Source organism: Micromonospora chalcea (genome assembly GCF_002926165.1).
GTDB lineage: Bacteria > Actinomycetota > Actinomycetes > Mycobacteriales > Micromonosporaceae > Micromonospora > Micromonospora chalcea.
In genome coordinates this window covers 33,282-47,641 of the sequence record NZ_MAGP01000165.1, presented here as the reverse complement: position 1 = coordinate 47,641, position 14,360 = coordinate 33,282, and the positions used below count along the sequence as shown (strand labels likewise).

The following is a 14,360-nucleotide window of genomic DNA, read 5'->3' as shown; positions in this document are numbered from 1 at the left end:
GCAAGGTTCAGAGGTTGCCGAACGTGTCGTACCGGATGTGGTCCGGCGGGACGTCGTCGGCGGCGAGCGCCCGCAGGGTGGCCCGGACCATCGCGGCCGAGCCGGAGACGTAACAGTCGTGCGTGGTCCACGGCCCGTACCGGGTGACCACCTCGGACACGTCACCGAGTTCGCCACCGAAGCCCGGGTCCTCGCTGCACGACGGCGTCACCGACAACCACGGGTGGGTCGCGACCAGGTCCTCCAGGCCGGCCAGCCCGTACAGCTCGTCCGGGCGGCGCGCGCCGTAGAAGACGTGCACCCAGCGGGTGCGGTTGACCCGGGTCAGCTCCTCCACCAGCGCCTTGATCGGCGCCAGCCCGACCCCGCCGGCCACGCAGAGGACGTCCCGGGTGGACTCCGGATCAAGCGTCATCGAGCCCATCGGCGCGGCCACCCGCAGCAGGTCACCCGGCTTGGTGCGGCGCACCAGCGCCCCGGACACCCAGCCGGCCGCGCCGGGCGGCGTACGCACGTGGAACTCCAGCACGTTCTCCTCGTTCGGCGCGTTCGCCACCGAGTACGTCCGCCACACCCGCGGGTGGTAGCGGGGCACCTCCACGCTGACGTACTGCCCCGCCTGCCAGGGCAGCGGGTGCTGGAGCGCGCGTACGGTCAGCACCGCCGTGTCCGGGCCGTGCCGCTCGTGGGTGAGCACCTCGGCGTGCCAGTACGGCGGGTTGCCGTCGGCCTCCGCGCCGGCCAGCATCCGCGCGCTGATGCTCGCGTACGCCTCCCGCCACGCCTGGTCGTACTCCAGGTTCCAGCCGTCCCCGGCGGTGCTGCGCAGCGCGTCCAGCAGCGCGACACCCATGGTCGCGTAGTGCTCGGCCGTCACGTGGTACTTCCGGTGGTCCCGGCCCAGCGCCCGCAGGTACTCGTCGAAGCTCTCCGGGTCGCCCACGGTCTGGGTGGCGGTGACGATGGCCTCCAGGATCCGGTCGCCCTGCCCGTTCATCTGCACCGGGAAGAGCTTGCGCAGCTCCGGGTCGAGGAGGAACAGCCGGGCGTAGAAGTGACCGCTGAGCCGCTCCCGGTCCTCCTCGACCAGGGCCCAGCTCTCCTTCAGCAGCCGCGCGAAGTTCTCCACAGGGGCACGCTCCTTCTCCGTACGGGCGGATCGGCAGCCATAGAATCTCCACGGAGCGTGTACGTCGGTCGCACAGACTGTGCGATCGCCGGGTCGGGACGCCGAAGTGATTTCATGGTCCGGTGACGGTTGACGAGCTGGCCCGCCCGGTCTCCCGCCGGATGCTGGGCACCGAGACGCTGCTCGTGCTCGGTCTGTCCCTCGGCCAGTCGGCCGTGTACGCGCTGGTGTCGCTGATCGCGAAGCTCACCGCGACCGGTGGGCTGTCCAAGCAGACCGCCGCGCTGAACACCTCAGCGTCGGCCCGGCCCTACCTCGACCTGACGTACCAGCTGCTCGGGATCGTCTTCGCGCTGCTGCCGGTGCTGCTCGCCGTACACCTGCTGGCGCGCGACCCCGGCGACCCGGCACGGACGCTCGGCGTCGACTTCCGGCGGCCCGGCTCGGACCTGGCCCGGGGCGCGGGCCTGACCGCGCTCATCGGCCTGCCCGGGCTGGCGCTGTTCTGGGCGGCGGCGCAGCTCGGCCTCAACGCCACCCTGGTCCCGGCCGCGCTGCCCGACCTCTGGTGGACGGTGCCGGTGCTGATCCTCGCCGCCGTGCAGAACGCCGTGCTGGAGGAGGTGATCGTGGTCGGCTACCTGATCACCCGGCTGCGGCAGCTCAACTGGCGGATCGGCGCGGTGCTCGCCACGAGCGCGCTGCTGCGCGGCTCCTACCACCTCTACCAGGGCTTCGGCGCGTTCGTCGGCAACGCCGTCATGGGTGTGATCTTCGGGCTGTTCTACCTGCGCACCCGCCGGGTCGCCCCGCTGATCGTCGCGCACACGCTGCTCGACATCTTCGCGTTCGTCGGGTACGCGATGCTGCCCAAGTCCTGGTTCGACTGGCTCTGATCCCGGCTGCCGGCCTGATGGCTTCGCCGGGTCGGCGAGGTAGCGGTGTCGCGGCCCGACGGACCCCGCCACCTCGCCGAACCGGCGTCGATCAGGTACGGCCGGGCCGGTACCGGGCGACCGCCCGCGCGGCCACCCGCTCGGCCGTCGCCGTACCGCCGATCGCCGCCGCCAACGCCGCCGCACCCGGCAGGCGCCGGGCGGCCAGCCGCAGCCCGAGCCACCCGCCCGCCTGCGCCGCCACCGGCGTCGCCAGCCGCCACGCCGCCTCCGCCACCCGCCCCCACGGCCCGTCCGCCGGCTCGTCGGCCGCGCGAGCCGCCGCCAGCGCCGCCCGGGCGGTGCCGTCGTCCGGGTGCACCAACGTCAGCACCAGCAGCTCGGCCGCCCGATCCGGATGCGCCGGATCCCGCCCGTACGCGGCGGCCACGTGCAGCACCAGGTTCGCCTGCGTCCACAGCACCGCTGCCAGCTCCGCGACCGGCGCGAACATGCCGGCGCCGGCCGCCAGCGCCCCACCCGTACCGGCCATCCGGACGAACCGCCGCGTCGCCAGCCGGGCCACCCCGTCGGCGTCCGCCTCCGGGTAGGCCCGCCGCACCTGCGCCACCCAGTCCCGGGCGCGCGGCCCGAGCGCGTCCACCGCCGCCAGCGCCAGCAGCTCCGGCGCGAACCCGGGGTGGTCGCGCAGCTGCGGCCCCACCGCCCGCCAGCCCCTTTCCTGGGTACGCGCAGCGTGCCGGCCGTCGACGGTGGCCGGCAGGTTCTCGGTCTTGTCGTGCGGCTGCGCTTCTACCGGCGGGTCCAGGGCGGCCTGCTTCGGGAGGGTCGCCTTCCGGGTGGCCTTCTTGACCGCGGGAGCGGCCTTGATCGGGGCGGCCTTCTTCGGGGTCGCCTTCTTCGCGGCGGGCGCACGGCGGGTCCGCTTCGGCGTCTCGTCCTCGCTCGACGGCTCGGTCGGCACCGACTCCTCGGCCGGACGGCGTGATCGCGCGGCCGGCTCGGGGGAAGGCATACTCACGTCCGGCTCGGCGGGCACGGGGTCGGGCTGCGCGGCGGCAGGCGTACCCGGATCGATTGTCGAAGGCTCGGCGGCCGGGCGTGGTCGCCGCGCCGGCGCTGCGGCGTCGGCCGCCGGCGGCTGGAAGACGACGGTCGGCGCGGCCCGGCGCGGACGCCGGGGTGGCGGTGTGTCGCTCGTCGCGCTCCCGGCGGGAGGCTCCGGCGTGGGCGGCGGGCTGAACGTGGGTCGGGTGGAGCGGGTCCGCCGGGCCTTCGCGGCAGGCTCGCGACGGGGCGGATCGCTCGGCGGCTGCTCCTGCATATCGATGGAGCGTAGCCGTGGACGTGATCTGGCACACGACGGAAACGCGGTCGTGAGGGCCGGTCCCGGCATCCGCTTTGCCCCGGGCGGGTGCAGGCCTGTATCCTCGGGCGCGGTGACCTCAGGGTCACCAGGGAGACTTCGCCTAGTCTGGTCTATGGCGCCGCACTGCTAATGCGGTTGGGGTCTTAAAGCCCCTCCCGGGTTCGAATCCCGGAGTCTCCGCGCGAAAGCCGGTTGTGTAGACTGGCCGAGCACAAGCGCCCGTAGCTCAACGGATAGAGCATCTGACTACGGATCAGAAGGTTAGGGGTTCGAGTCCCTTCGGGCGCACAGCAGGTCAGGGGCCGTTTCGGGAAACCGAGACGGCCCCTTTCTCGTGCGGTACAGCAGCAAAGTACAGCAGCGGTCATGCCGATTCCGTGCCGTTCATCCGGTCGCCCAAGCGCTTCAACGCCTCACGAGTCTGCTTCGAGCTGACCCGGGTGTAGATCTCCATCGTGACCTTGAAATCAGCGTGCCGCAGGATCTGCATCGCCACCCGTGGATGCACGTCGAGATCGGCCAAGATGCTCGCGCAGGTCCGTCGGGCGCCGTGCGGAGTAATCTCCCGCAGGCCGTAGCGGCGGATCCGAGCTTCCCAGGCCCGGTTGAAGTTCCGCGGCTCGATCGGCGTGCCGAACCGGGTAGTGAACACCAGCGGCGACTCCTGCCACACCTCACCGGCAGCCTTCCGGTCAGCCGCCTGTTCCGCGCGTCGGATGGCCAGGGCGGTCCGGCAGATCTCGGGCAACGGCATCGAGGCGTCGGATTCCGCCGTCTTGGTCTCGCGGCGCAGGAGCTGCCCGCCGACGCGCTGAAGTTGCCAGGAGACGTCGAGTTCGCCTGCCTCCTGGTCGATGTCGTCCCAGCCGAGGCCGAGCAGTTCCCCGCGGCGCAGCCCGAGCACCAGCAGCAGCACCCAGGCGGCGTACATCGGATCCTGGTCAGCCCGTGCCGCTTCCAGGAACCGGCGTGCCTCTTCGCTGTCCCACGCCGTGCCCGCCCTCTTGCGGGTGACACGCAGCTTGACCAGTGCCGCCACGTTCTTGCTGACCAGCTCTTCGGTCACGGCCTGAGAGAGCGCGGCTCGCAGCGTCGCCCGCAGCCCCTTGACCGCGTTGTCGGACGGGACGGCGTTGCAGCAGGCGCCGAGCGCGCAACAGCGTCGCTTGGCCGGCGGCCTGGCGGCGTCCTTGCCCTGGGCACAGCACTGGCACGTCCGAGCCACCTTGTTGATCCAGGTCTGGACGTCCTTGACCTGCAAACGGTCGAGCCGCTTCGTCCCGATGCCCGGCACGATGTAGAGACGGGTGAACCCCTCGTACGAGACGTAGGTAGCCGGCGCGAGATTCGGCTTCACGATCTCTTCCAGCCAGTACCCGAGGTAGCCGGCGAGGGTCGGCACGCGGGTGGCCACCGGACCGGCCTTGGCCTGGTGATGCAGCTTGAGCCACTTCTCGTGGACGATCTCCCGGGTCTGCCCGTAGACGTACTTACGATCGCGCTTGCCGTCCGGCTTGTTGACCCAGACGTAAGCGGCGTAGCCGTTGCGGTAGGGGAAGATCGATCCTTCGCCGTTGGCGCGAGTACGGCCCGTCATCAGGCAGCCTCCTGCCGGTCGACCTGATCGCGGATGTACTCGTCGACCCACTCCGGCAGGATCCGGCGGTATTTGCCGTCCTTCACCGAGCGCAGCTCACCGGTGGCAATCTTCATCTTTACCTTTGACAGGCCGAAGCCGAGCAAGGCAGCGACCTCAGCGGGCGAGTACCACTTCGGGGCCAAGAGCTGGGAACGGGTGCTCATGGTGTCCTCTCTTCGTCAGACGGTCTGTTCGGCGGGTGGGGCGGAACCGGTTGACGCTCTGTCTCTCGCCGCGAGGAGTGCCGCCTTCCACTGGGCACGTTGCGACAGCGCTTTGAGGAGTCGGTGTTGCAGGGGTGGTAGGTCGGGGTCGTCGGGGCGGGCGAGTTCCCAGGCGTAGGCGGGTGGGTCGTTCTGGTCGACGGTGTCGGCGTGGGTGGCGTCGGTGGTGATGCCGAGGAGGTTGCGGACCCAGGCGCGGGTGTCGGCGCGGTGGTCGGCGAGGGTTTTTCCGGACCAGTCGCGGGAGACGAGGATGCGTCGGCCGCCGATGCCGAGGGTGGCGCGTTGGTGGACTTTGCCTTTGCAGCGTCCGGCTTGCAGGCGTCCGTGTGCCTTCTTGGGCTGGATGCCGTAGAGCAGCCAGTTGGCGCACCGCTCGTTGCACGGCGTGACCCGCAGTTCGTGCCAGAGCCGGTCGAGGTGGTCCCGCTGCCGGTCGGTATCGGGCTTGTGGCAGTCGGCCGCGCTCTTGGTGATGTATTTGGTGATGTAGCCGATGGTGCGGTTGGCGTGGACGGTGCCGGGGGTGACGCCTTCGGCGTGGACCTGGGTGCCGAAGCGGACGACGTGAGCGGGTTGCGCGTCGGGGTCGGTGTCGATGTCGTCCAGGGCGTCAGCCCACGAGCGGAGCGGTTCCCGGCTGTCGGGGTCGACCCATTCGGCGCGGTCGGCGTCCCATACCGGGGGTCGGTCGAGGGTGTAGACGGGTTCGTCAGCAGCGGGCCACCAGACTTGGTGGTAGGTGGCGGCGGCGACCTGCCGCAGCACCGCGCGCGGGATGGTGCCGCGGATGGCGAAGTGCGCGTGTGGGGCGAGCCTGCGTTGGGGCTCGACGCAACCGGCGTATTGGACGTTCCAGCCGACGCACCGCCGCAGGTTCTGCCAGAACCGGTCTAGGAGCCGGGCGAAGTGCACCGCGTCCCACGCTGCTCGCCGGTAGTCGTAGGTGTCGGGGTTGACGGGGGTGCCGTCGGGTAGGACCCGGCCGTAGGTGTCGAGGGTGAGGGACAGCCACATGGATGGCCGGTGTTCGGTTCCGTCGGGTGCGGTGTAGACCTTCCCCACAGTGCGCGGTTCGACCTTCTTGCGGGGCAGGTCGGGGGCGTCTTGGCGGCGGCGGGTGGAGCGCTTGCGCCGTCCGTGGTTGTCGTCGTCGGAGTCGTGCGGGGGTGCGACGGCGCCGCGGAGTCCTTCGGCGGCGATGGCTTCCTCGACCTCCCCGATCGCCTCATCGATGGCGGGGACCTGGTCGAACTGCGCCGCGCGTTGGGCCTCATCGCGGGCGAACTCCAGATGAGCCCGCAGCAGGATCAACTCGCGTTGCGCGTCTGTGGCCGGGTTCGGGCCGGGCGCGGGTTCGTCGGCGCGGTGCCAGCCTTCCCGGATCTGCGTCTGCCGCAGCCGGCGAGCACGTTTCGCGCACGGCTCGCACTTGTCCTCGCGGGTCGAGCCGCACGGCAGGTCCACGACTTCGGTCAGACCGGTGTGCAGGTCGGTACGGCGCAGGGTGACCGGGTGCAGGCAGACGCCGTACTCAGCGGCCATCTCCGTGACGATCTTCCGCGACATCGGCAGCGCGAGACGGGCCGCACGGGTGCCGGGCGTCGGTGTGGGCTCAGCCGCAACGGTCACCGGGTCGGCGGTGAGACCGGGCAGAGTCGGGGTGGTCATCGGCTCACCTCCCGGGTGGTGTCGGCGGCGACGATCAGGCGGCCGACCGTTTCGGCGACCTGGGGGACGACGGCGTTGCCGAGGGCATGCAGGTGGGAGGCAACCAGCCGCTTGGGAAGCCCATGAGCCACTCGACCCACGGCGGGTTCAGGTAGCCACCGGTCTGCCCGCGTAGGGCTACTCGTTGTTCCAGGGCTGGGGCGTCGGGTCGGTAGTGCGGTCGGTAGGTGCAGCGGTTGTTGGCCATCACGGCGCGGGGTGTGGGCCACCAGGAACAGGCGTTCGCGTGTGTGTGGCGCACCCAGGGCGCACGCGGATAGCACCGTCCAGTCCGCATCGAACCCGTCTTCGGCCAGGTCACCGAGCAGGCGTCCGAAGGCGTCGGTATCGCGAAGCAGAGCTGCGACGTTCTCCACGAGGACGTAGTCGGGTCGTACTGCGCGAACCACGTCGCGGAACCAGGGCCAGCCCCAACGGGTGTCAGCGATGCCGCGGCGTAGGCCGTAGGCGGAGAAGGGTTGGCAGGGGAAGCCGCCGGCGACCAGTCGAACAGCGGGACGGGGGCGGGAGTGCCACCAGGTGGGGGCGGTGCGGACGTCGTCATGCTTGGGGACCTCCGGCCAGTGGTGGTCGAGCACGGATCGGCAGAACGGGTCGGCCTCGATCTGACCGACGCAGGTCATCCCGGCGCGGTCGAGGCCGAGATCCAGGCCACCGATTCCGGAGAACAGCGACAGGTAGGTCAGCGGCGTACTCACGGCGCTACCTCCAACTCGAACAAGACAGCCTGAACAGGGGTAATAGGGGTGCTACGGGGTGGACCGGCGTGCCCGGCCCAGCGACGGGCGGCCGACTCGTGCCGGGCGCAGGCGGTCTCGGCGCGGTAGCGGCCGGTACCCGGACGGCCGGCCTCGACGAGGGCGGTGGCCCGGCCACAGCAGCGCGCGCAGTAGACGGGCCGAGCCGTGGCGGTCAGTGCCGGCATCCCGAGCAGTGCAGCCCGCCGCAGGTCGCCTTGCGACGCAGCAGCAACACGGCCAGGACGAGCAGGACCAGGACCACGCCGACGACGGCGGGCGCGTTGCGCTGGACGGTGTGCGCGACCTGGGTCGCGAGGTAGCCGACTCCGGCCAGGGCGCCGATAGCCGCGGTGGTGATGGCGGCGGCGGCGATGACCCGGCCGCGGCGCAGCCGACGCACCGGCGGTGGGGTGGTTCGGGCGGTGTCGAGGAACCGCACCGTGACCGTGACCCGCCCATCAGCATGCTGGTAGGGGCTATCGGCGAACATCAGCCGCCCCGACTCCCTGAGCACGGCGAGCGCGGCGGCGACCTCGGCGGGGGTGCCGACGACGCTGCGGGTCAGCGTGGTGGGACGGGGCCGGTGGGCGAGAGCGGTACGGGTGGGCGAGTGCATCGCGGTTCTCCTGCTCTGGCTCGGTCGGTGTCCGGGTGCTGCGGCGCGGTCGAGGCTGAGTCGGCCACGCCGCAGCGGCCGGGGTCAGCGGCGGGGGCGGGCGCCGTGGGGCTTGGCGAGGTTGCGCATGTCGGTGTGCCGCCAGTAGGGGTCCTTCACGTCGACGTACTCGATCGGTCCGTTGCACACGACGCACGTGTCCGTCAGGGGCGGCTGCTTGGGCTGGTTCATCGGGTGACCTCGGAGACGATGTGGCCGTTGCGCGGGGTCTGGACGACCGACGACACGAGCGCCGACCGCACCGGGGCGACAGCCGCAGCCGGGGCCGGGGGCGTGAAGACGGGCGCCGGGGCGTTCGGGACGTCGACGGGTTCGGCGTCGACGGGCTCCCGAACCGGGGCCGGTGCCGGGGTCGGTTTCACCGGGGCGGGTGCGGGGGTGGCGGTGCCGGTGAAGACGAGCTTGGTCAGGGCCATGAACGCCAGCGCCGGCAGCGCCGACAGCAGCCACCCCGACGGACTCGCGTCCGCGACGGCGAGTTGCGCGGCGAGAGAGAAGGACGCGAACGCGAGCATCAGGAACACCGGGTAGCTGATGGGTTGGCGGTGGCGTCGGCGTCGGCGGATGTCGAGCAGGCAGGCGACGGGTACGAGGTCGGACAGGACGGCGTTGGCCCAGCCGAAGGCGTCGGGGGTGCCGGGTGGGACGTGGCGCATGGTCCAGTCGTGGACGTGGGAGAACGACGCCCACCCGGCGGTTGCGGCGACGATGAGGAGGATGAGGACCAGGGCGACGGCCTCCAGGCCATCGGCGTTCAGGAAGCGGCGCATCGGGTCACCTCCCGCTCAGCGGGCGGGGTGGGGTGGAGCCAGGCGTGCAGGTTGCGCAGGTAGACCGCGCCGTAGACGAAGCAGGACACGAGGAAGCCCCACTGGCGGGTGGCGATGGCGTAGGCCAGCCACAGTCCTTGGGCGGCGAGGCCGACGGCCCAGCCGGTCCAGGAACGCTTCCCGGCGAGGTAGAGGCCGGTGACGCCGACGGCCATGAGCAGCCACGACCAGATCTGCTGGTTCACGCCGCCCACCCCCACGCTTCGGCGTCCTCGGCGGCAATCTCCGCGTGGCGGCGCAGCGCCGCGGCGATCACGTCGACGGCGTCGGTGTCGGGGGCGCAGTAGGGGCAGGACTGGTCGGGGTCGGTGTGGAGCAGGTCGAGGCAGGTCCGGCGGATCGGCCGGCGAGTGAGACGACGAGTAGGCATCAGGATCTCCAAGCAGGCAGGCGGGTTAGCGGGTGGTGGGGTTGAGGTGCACGCGGATCCACTCCGGCGGTTCGCCCGTGGAGGCGACGGCTTCGGAGAGGCAGCGCCACAGCGCCCACGCCTCCGCAGGCGTCAGGTACATCCGCCGACGACCGGCACCAACGGCGATGTAGAGGTCGGCGTCCGGGGTGACGCGAACCGTGACCGGCACTGACGCCTTGTCGATGTGCGGGGCGCGCAGCCGGTAGAAGCGCCGCGGTTCCGGGGTCTGCTGGTCGGGTTCGTCGGCGTAGGGCATCCGCACCGCGGTGCCGTCGGGGATCTCGTGGTGGGTCATCGGGGGTCACTCCCGTTGCTGGGGTTGAGGTCCAGGGCGTTGAGCAGTGACGGCGGCAGCAGCGGCGCGCCCTGCTTCGACGCCGTGGTGGGCCGGTAGACGTGCTGGCCCTTGCTGGCGCGGGGCTTCGGCGCCGCCGGCTGCACGACCGGCTCGGGCTGCGTGTCGGGCTGGGCGGGGAAGGTCGCGGCCATGTCCCGGATCACGTCGTCGGCCAGGTAGGAGAAGCGGACGCGGGCGGGTTCGGGCTGGCCGTCGAGCAGCACGTAGGCCACGCCCTTGCCGGACAGCGGGATCTGATCCGCGAGTGCGCCGCGGTCGCGGGCACCGTCACCGAGCAGGAGGTCGACGTGGCCGCGTTCGGTCAGGCCGAGGGCGATGCGGGTGGGGAACAGGTCCCGGACGGAGACGACTTCCTTGCGGGGGTCCTGGGTGGCGGCGACGACCAGGACGCCGAGGCCGGCACCTTGCGACAGCAGCAGCCCGAGGGCCTGCGTGATCCGGGCCCGGATCTCGGAGTCGGGGAGGTAGGCCAGGAGCGCGGCGATCTCATCGATGACGACGACGATCAGCGGCTCATCGACGGTGGGGGTGTGGACGCGGGCTTTGCCGCGCAGGATCTGCTGACGGGCGCGCATCCGGGCTACGGCGTCTTCGAGCAGGTCGGCCATGCGGGACCAGTCGTCGTCGACGTAGCGGGAGAACAGCGGCCGGCCGATCGCCAGTTCCATGCCGCCTTTGGGGTCGATCGCCCACACCCGCACCAACCCCGACCGGATCCCCGCCGCCAGGGAGCGGAGCAGGGACCAGATGACCGAGCCCTTGCCCATCCGCGTGGCGCCGCCGATGAGCACGTGCGTGGCCAGCAGCCGGAAGCAGTAGACGGCCAGATCTTCTCGCAGGCCGAGCGGGAGGGCGGTGAAGTCCGGACGGGCGGGCACGGGCAGCGGTGCGACGATGCGGGTCAGCGGGTCGCGGCGGATGAAGACCAGCCACACGTGCCGGGGCCGGTCGCGGAACCGCACCCGATCGATCAGCCGCAGCACGAACGCGAGACGGCCGGTGCGGTGCGGGACCGGGTGGCGGCGGGTGGAGAACACCCGGCAGTGCCGGGTACCGAACGAGTACGCGAGATCCCGGGCGGCCTTGTGCCAGACCTCCGGGTTCTGGCCCTTCGGCATCCGCAGCACCAGCTCGTCGGTGGCGTAGGAGCAGCGCACCGACAACAGCCGCGGCACGACCTCGCCGCCGTCGTACTTCTTCACCAGCCCGCACAGGGACATCACCTCGTGCCACTGCCGCCGATACACCCACAACCGCCGCCACACCGACACCGCCCGCAAGGCGACGTGGCGGTGGAACGAGTCCCGACCACGCCACCACCACACGCCGGCCGAGGCGGCCAGGACGACGGCGGCCAGGAGGTGAAGCCACCAGCCGTGCGTGCGGTAGGTGTCGGCGGCGAGCAGGACCAGGGCCACGGCAGGCCAGGCCCGCCAATGCCGCACCACAAACACCGCGAGCCGGACCACCGCCACGGCGACGCGGAACAGCAGGAACAGGACGGTGACGATCCAGACCAGCGGCCACGGAGCGCTGATCTGGAACCGGCGGAAGTTGACCAGCGGCGCCCGCACCATCACGCCACCGCCTGACGGCCGTTGGTGTGGTGCTGCTCGGTCCACGTCTCCGCGCAGACCTTGTGCACCGGCTTGCCCGCCGGACTCCGGCAGATCGCAGGCTTACCGCAGATGACACACGGGACCGGCTCGCCGGCACCGGCAGTGCGCGTCCAGTCCAGGACAACAGGCATGATGAATCTGCCCTTCCAGGCCGAGAGGATTTGGACAGGGCAGCGGGGCGGTCAAGCTTTCCTAGGGCCAGGACCGCCCCGCGCCACCAACAGGAATCAGGCCGCCGTCACGGCCGACAGGGACTCACGCGCGTCAGCCAGCACACCGGCCAACCGCTCGATCTCGCTGCCCGGCAGGAACAAGGTCACGTCACCACCGACCCCACCGATCTGCACCGCCACCCGACCCTGCGTCGGGTACAGCGAGAACGACAGCTCCGTCTCCGGCTTCACGTGCACGTTCGCCGTCATGTGCAGCCCCGCCATCACGCGGCCTTCCCGCGTGTCTCGGCCAGGGTCTTCGGCGCCACCAGACCGGTAGCCCGGTAGGAGAACGCCAGCCGACCGTTGCTGCCCACGTACGGGGTGACCGTCAGGCCCTCGAACTCCACCGGCTGGAACGGACCCACCGGCGGCACCGGCTGGTGATCGGCCAGGATCTTGATCGCGACCTCGCGCGACCGCGAGCCGAGCTCCGGGTCCATGTCCATCACCCGGCACTGCCACACCCGCTGCCCCGTCACCTTGTCCTTCGCCGGCGTCCGCTGACGAGTCGCCTCGTTGAAGTCCTGCGCCTCCGCAATCGAGTCCGGCACGAACACCGCGCCATGCGGAAAGACCGCCTCGAACGGAACCGAGAACCGAGTACCACCACGAAGAGCCACGGATTCCTCCTTCAGCGCAATGCGCTTTCTGCTCAGCCGGACCCATCCGGTAGAGCTTGTACACCAGGCTTGACCTGCCTTGCTAGCCAAGTGGCATGCACCGAGGTTAGGCCGCCTTGGCTGGTCAGGTCAAGAGTTGGAGTCGGGGTTTCCTAGCTCGGCTAGCAAGCAGGTAGCCTTGACGGGTGACCGAAGACCTGGACTACCTGGGTGAACTCGACCCCGATGACCCGAAGCAGGCGTCACAGCAGATCGCAAACAAGCTCCGGGCCGCGATCCTTACGCGCCGACTGGCGCCGGGCGACAAGTTGCCGTCGCAACCTGAACTTGCTTCCCGCTACGGGGTGGCACGGGAGACCATCAAACGAGCGCTAGAGGTGCTCCGCTCAGAACGCCTCATCATCACCCGGCAAGGCAGCGGCGCTTTCGTTCGCGCCCAGACGCAACGGGCAGTGGAGCTACGACCCCACATCGAAGCAGCGTTCGAGCGAGCCCACGTCACCATCGACTTCGCCGGCTTTTCAGGCGAGACCCTGCGAGACGCCCTGGCCGAGGTGCTGGACAAGGTCCGCGTTGGCCGCCTCGCCCCGGAGACGATCGCAGTACGTGTGCTCGTCTCCGACATGTCAGTCCCCATGGCGCTACCCGCCAGGGCTGAGACACAGTCCGACGATCCAGCCGTCCGGGAACGAGCTGATCGCATCACCCGCAGGGCTGTCGACGGCATTGTTGATCAGGTTACGGAGCTAGGCGACCTGGGCTTGATTCGTTCGGCCACGGTCGAGGTGCGGATGCATCGAGGTTCACCGCAGTTCAAGCTCTACGTCCTCAACGGTGAAGAGGTGTTCTTCGGCTTCTACCCCGCCGTCGAACGGACCGTCACCATCAAGGGCGAGCCCACCGCCACCTACCACCTCATGGGCAAGGACGTCCCGCTCTTCCACTACGCCGTCACCGACGACGACACATCGCACGGCACTCAGTTCGTGGAAGCGTCCCGCCAGTGGTTCGACTCACTGTGGTCGACCATCGCCTATCGGCACGAAGGATGACCGCCAGCCTGGAGCAGCTGTGCCGGGATGTCCGCGCATTGCTGCTCGACTTCGACGGGCCGGTATGCAGCATCTTCGCCAACTACCCAGCACCACAGGTTGCGAGGGAGCTCCTGGACCTACTAGTGAGCCAGGGCTTGGCGCTCACGAACGAGCTAGCCGAAGAATCGGACCCGCTGGAGGTGCTGAGGCACACCAGCAGCTCGACGGATCAGGAGTTGACCCGACTCGTCGAAGACGCCCTGATCGCAGCTGAGGTGAAAGCGGCATCGACGGCGGAACCGACCGCCTACGGGCGAGAGGTCATCGTGGCCGCGCGCCAGCTGCAGCTGCCAATCGCGGTGGTCAGCAACAACTCGCCCCAGGCGGTGGACGCCTACTTGAGAGAGCACCGACTGAGCCAACATGTCGCCAAGACTGTTGGCCGGGCATACGCCGATCCCTTGCGTATGAAGCCGAACCCGACGCCCATTGTTGACGCGGCGGCATCCCTTGGAGTCGTTCCGGCGCTGTGTGTGTTGGTCGGCGACTCGCTCTCCGACATCGAGGGAGCGAAAGCCGCAGGCACTCGTGTGATTGGGTACGCGAACAAGCCCGCAAAGGTGGCGGCGTTCCAAGAGGCGGGTGCGGACGCGGTGGTTACGTCGATGCGGCAGATCGCGCAGGCCCTCATGCAGGTCGAGGGTCTTTGACCTTTCTCGGTTGCTTCGTATCGTCGGCAGATGATGACCATGGGGGAGGAACCGCACGGATGGCGACCGCACCGAGTCCGAGCAGCGACAAGGCCGGCGCGGGGATGGCCCTGGGTGCTTGTGACACTCGTGGGGCTTGCCTGCGCTGGCCTTGTCGC

18 protein-coding genes and 2 tRNA genes are annotated in these 14,360 nt (G+C 70.3%); 5 read left to right on the top strand and 15 right to left on the bottom strand.

The genetic code is table 11. The features are described from left to right. Positions 1-7: 7 nt before the first annotated feature. Positions 8-1,129 (bottom strand): globin domain-containing protein, encoded by a 1,122-nt coding sequence (locus BAW75_RS28745; protein WP_104115608.1) that lies wholly within the window; start codon positions 1,127-1,129, stop codon positions 8-10. 122 nt (positions 1,130-1,251) lie between these two features. Here BAW75_RS28745 and BAW75_RS28740 point away from each other — a divergent pair, with 122 nt between their 5' ends. Then, the gene (locus BAW75_RS28740) at positions 1,252-2,025 is read left to right on the top strand and encodes a CPBP family intramembrane glutamic endopeptidase (RefSeq protein WP_030499361.1); all 774 of its coding nucleotides are present in this window, start codon (positions 1,252-1,254) and stop codon (positions 2,023-2,025) included. 91 nt (positions 2,026-2,116) lie between these two features. On the opposite strand, the gene BAW75_RS28735 is transcribed toward BAW75_RS28740, so the two are convergent. Continuing rightward, complete coding sequence (locus BAW75_RS28735) at positions 2,117-3,040, bottom strand: hypothetical protein (protein WP_275937814.1); 924 nt, start codon at positions 3,038-3,040, stop codon at positions 2,117-2,119. 443 nt (positions 3,041-3,483) lie between these two features. On the opposite strand from BAW75_RS28735, the gene BAW75_RS28730 reads away from it, so the two are divergent. Then, positions 3,484-3,574 (top strand) — tRNA-Ser (locus tag BAW75_RS28730). Between the two features lie 35 nt (positions 3,575-3,609). Then, positions 3,610-3,682 (top strand) — tRNA-Arg (locus BAW75_RS28725). Positions 3,683-3,758: 76 nt separating this feature from the next. Here the strand turns inward: BAW75_RS28725 and BAW75_RS28720 are convergent. The 13 genes from BAW75_RS28720 to BAW75_RS28665 all read right to left on the bottom strand — a co-directional run bounded on the left by BAW75_RS28720 (position 3,759) and on the right by BAW75_RS28665 (position 12,458). Further along, positions 3,759-4,991 carry a site-specific integrase gene (locus BAW75_RS28720; RefSeq protein WP_104115606.1) on the bottom strand — a complete coding sequence of 411 codons (1,233 nt, stop codon included), beginning with the start codon at positions 4,989-4,991 and terminating at the stop codon, positions 3,759-3,761. After that, positions 4,991-5,197, bottom strand: a complete 207-nt coding sequence (locus BAW75_RS28715; protein ID WP_104115605.1) for an excisionase family DNA-binding protein — start codon at positions 5,195-5,197, stop codon at positions 4,991-4,993. Before BAW75_RS28715 ends, BAW75_RS28720 begins: the two co-directional genes overlap by 1 nt. A gap of 15 nt (positions 5,198-5,212) precedes the next feature. After that, entirely contained in the window at positions 5,213-6,928 is a 1,716-nt protein-coding gene (locus BAW75_RS28710; protein WP_104115604.1) for a replication initiator, read from the bottom strand. Then, the gene (locus tag BAW75_RS28705) at positions 6,925-7,686 is read right to left on the bottom strand and encodes a DNA cytosine methyltransferase (RefSeq protein WP_208635335.1); all 762 of its coding nucleotides are present in this window, start codon (positions 7,684-7,686) and stop codon (positions 6,925-6,927) included. Before BAW75_RS28705 ends, BAW75_RS28710 begins: the two co-directional genes overlap by 4 nt. Before the next feature lie 214 nt (positions 7,687-7,900). Continuing rightward, entirely contained in the window at positions 7,901-8,344 is a 444-nt protein-coding gene (locus tag BAW75_RS28700; RefSeq protein WP_104115603.1) for a hypothetical protein, read from the bottom strand. An 84-nt stretch (positions 8,345-8,428) separates the two neighbouring features. Next, entirely contained in the window at positions 8,429-8,575 is a 147-nt protein-coding gene (locus BAW75_RS32500; protein ID WP_167435629.1) for a hypothetical protein, read from the bottom strand. Then, positions 8,572-9,174 carry a hypothetical protein gene (locus tag BAW75_RS28695; protein WP_104115602.1) on the bottom strand — a complete coding sequence of 201 codons (603 nt, stop codon included), beginning with the start codon at positions 9,172-9,174 and terminating at the stop codon, positions 8,572-8,574. The genes BAW75_RS32500 and BAW75_RS28695 overlap by 4 nt, the downstream gene beginning before the upstream one ends. Further along, positions 9,159-9,419 (bottom strand): hypothetical protein, encoded by a 261-nt coding sequence (locus tag BAW75_RS28690; protein ID WP_104115654.1) that lies wholly within the window; start codon positions 9,417-9,419, stop codon positions 9,159-9,161. The genes BAW75_RS28695 and BAW75_RS28690 overlap by 16 nt, the downstream gene beginning before the upstream one ends. Continuing rightward, a complete protein-coding gene (locus BAW75_RS28685; RefSeq protein ID WP_104115601.1) occupies positions 9,416-9,604 on the bottom strand; it encodes a hypothetical protein in 189 nt (62 codons plus the stop codon). The genes BAW75_RS28690 and BAW75_RS28685 overlap by 4 nt, the downstream gene beginning before the upstream one ends. A 25-nt stretch (positions 9,605-9,629) precedes the next feature. Then, on the bottom strand, positions 9,630-9,941 hold the full coding sequence (locus BAW75_RS28680; RefSeq protein ID WP_104115600.1) for a spread protein: 312 nt from the start codon (positions 9,939-9,941) through the stop codon (positions 9,630-9,632). Then, positions 9,938-11,581, bottom strand: coding sequence for an FtsK/SpoIIIE domain-containing protein (locus BAW75_RS28675; protein ID WP_104115599.1), 1,644 nt, complete (start codon positions 11,579-11,581; stop codon positions 9,938-9,940). The genes BAW75_RS28680 and BAW75_RS28675 overlap by 4 nt, the downstream gene beginning before the upstream one ends. Positions 11,582-11,850: 269 nt before the next feature. Then, complete coding sequence (locus tag BAW75_RS28670) at positions 11,851-12,060, bottom strand: hypothetical protein (RefSeq protein ID WP_104115598.1); 210 nt, start codon at positions 12,058-12,060, stop codon at positions 11,851-11,853. Next, positions 12,060-12,458, bottom strand: a complete 399-nt coding sequence (locus tag BAW75_RS28665) for a hypothetical protein (protein ID WP_013477439.1) — start codon at positions 12,456-12,458, stop codon at positions 12,060-12,062. The genes BAW75_RS28670 and BAW75_RS28665 overlap by 1 nt, the downstream gene beginning before the upstream one ends. Positions 12,459-12,643: 185 nt before the next feature. Here BAW75_RS28665 and BAW75_RS28660 point away from each other — a divergent pair, with 185 nt between their 5' ends. Together BAW75_RS28660 and BAW75_RS28655 are read left to right on the top strand one after the other, a co-directional pair. Beyond that, positions 12,644-13,510: a GntR family transcriptional regulator gene (locus BAW75_RS28660; RefSeq protein ID WP_104115597.1), complete on the top strand. Its 867-nt coding sequence runs from the start codon at positions 12,644-12,646 to the stop codon at positions 13,508-13,510. Continuing rightward, positions 13,507-14,202 (top strand): HAD family hydrolase, encoded by a 696-nt coding sequence (locus BAW75_RS28655; RefSeq protein ID WP_104115596.1) that lies wholly within the window; start codon positions 13,507-13,509, stop codon positions 14,200-14,202. Before BAW75_RS28660 ends, BAW75_RS28655 begins: the two co-directional genes overlap by 4 nt. The last annotated feature ends 158 nt before the right edge of the window (positions 14,203-14,360 follow it).

Coding starts and splice junctions, on each gene's coding strand:
- BAW75_RS28735 (WP_275937814.1), bottom strand. CDS start 3,040: ATGCCTTCCCCCGAGCCGGCCGCGCGATCACGCCGTCCGGCCGAGGAG.
- BAW75_RS28720 (WP_104115606.1), bottom strand. CDS start 4,991: ATGACGGGCCGTACTCGCGCCAACGGCGAAGGATCGATCTTCCCCTAC.
- BAW75_RS28715 (WP_104115605.1), bottom strand. CDS start 5,197: ATGAGCACCCGTTCCCAGCTCTTGGCCCCGAAGTGGTACTCGCCCGCT.
- BAW75_RS28710 (WP_104115604.1), bottom strand. CDS start 6,928: ATGACCACCCCGACTCTGCCCGGTCTCACCGCCGACCCGGTGACCGTT.
- BAW75_RS28700 (WP_104115603.1), bottom strand. CDS start 8,344: ATGCACTCGCCCACCCGTACCGCTCTCGCCCACCGGCCCCGTCCCACC.
- BAW75_RS32500 (WP_167435629.1), bottom strand. CDS start 8,575: ATGAACCAGCCCAAGCAGCCGCCCCTGACGGACACGTGCGTCGTGTGC.
- BAW75_RS28695 (WP_104115602.1), bottom strand. CDS start 9,174: ATGCGCCGCTTCCTGAACGCCGATGGCCTGGAGGCCGTCGCCCTGGTC.
- BAW75_RS28685 (WP_104115601.1), bottom strand. CDS start 9,604: ATGCCTACTCGTCGTCTCACTCGCCGGCCGATCCGCCGGACCTGCCTC.
- BAW75_RS28680 (WP_104115600.1), bottom strand. CDS start 9,941: ATGACCCACCACGAGATCCCCGACGGCACCGCGGTGCGGATGCCCTAC.
- BAW75_RS28675 (WP_104115599.1), bottom strand. CDS start 11,581: ATGGTGCGGGCGCCGCTGGTCAACTTCCGCCGGTTCCAGATCAGCGCT.
- BAW75_RS28670 (WP_104115598.1), bottom strand. CDS start 12,060: ATGGCGGGGCTGCACATGACGGCGAACGTGCACGTGAAGCCGGAGACG.
- BAW75_RS28655 (WP_104115596.1), top strand. CDS start 13,507: ATGACCGCCAGCCTGGAGCAGCTGTGCCGGGATGTCCGCGCATTGCTG.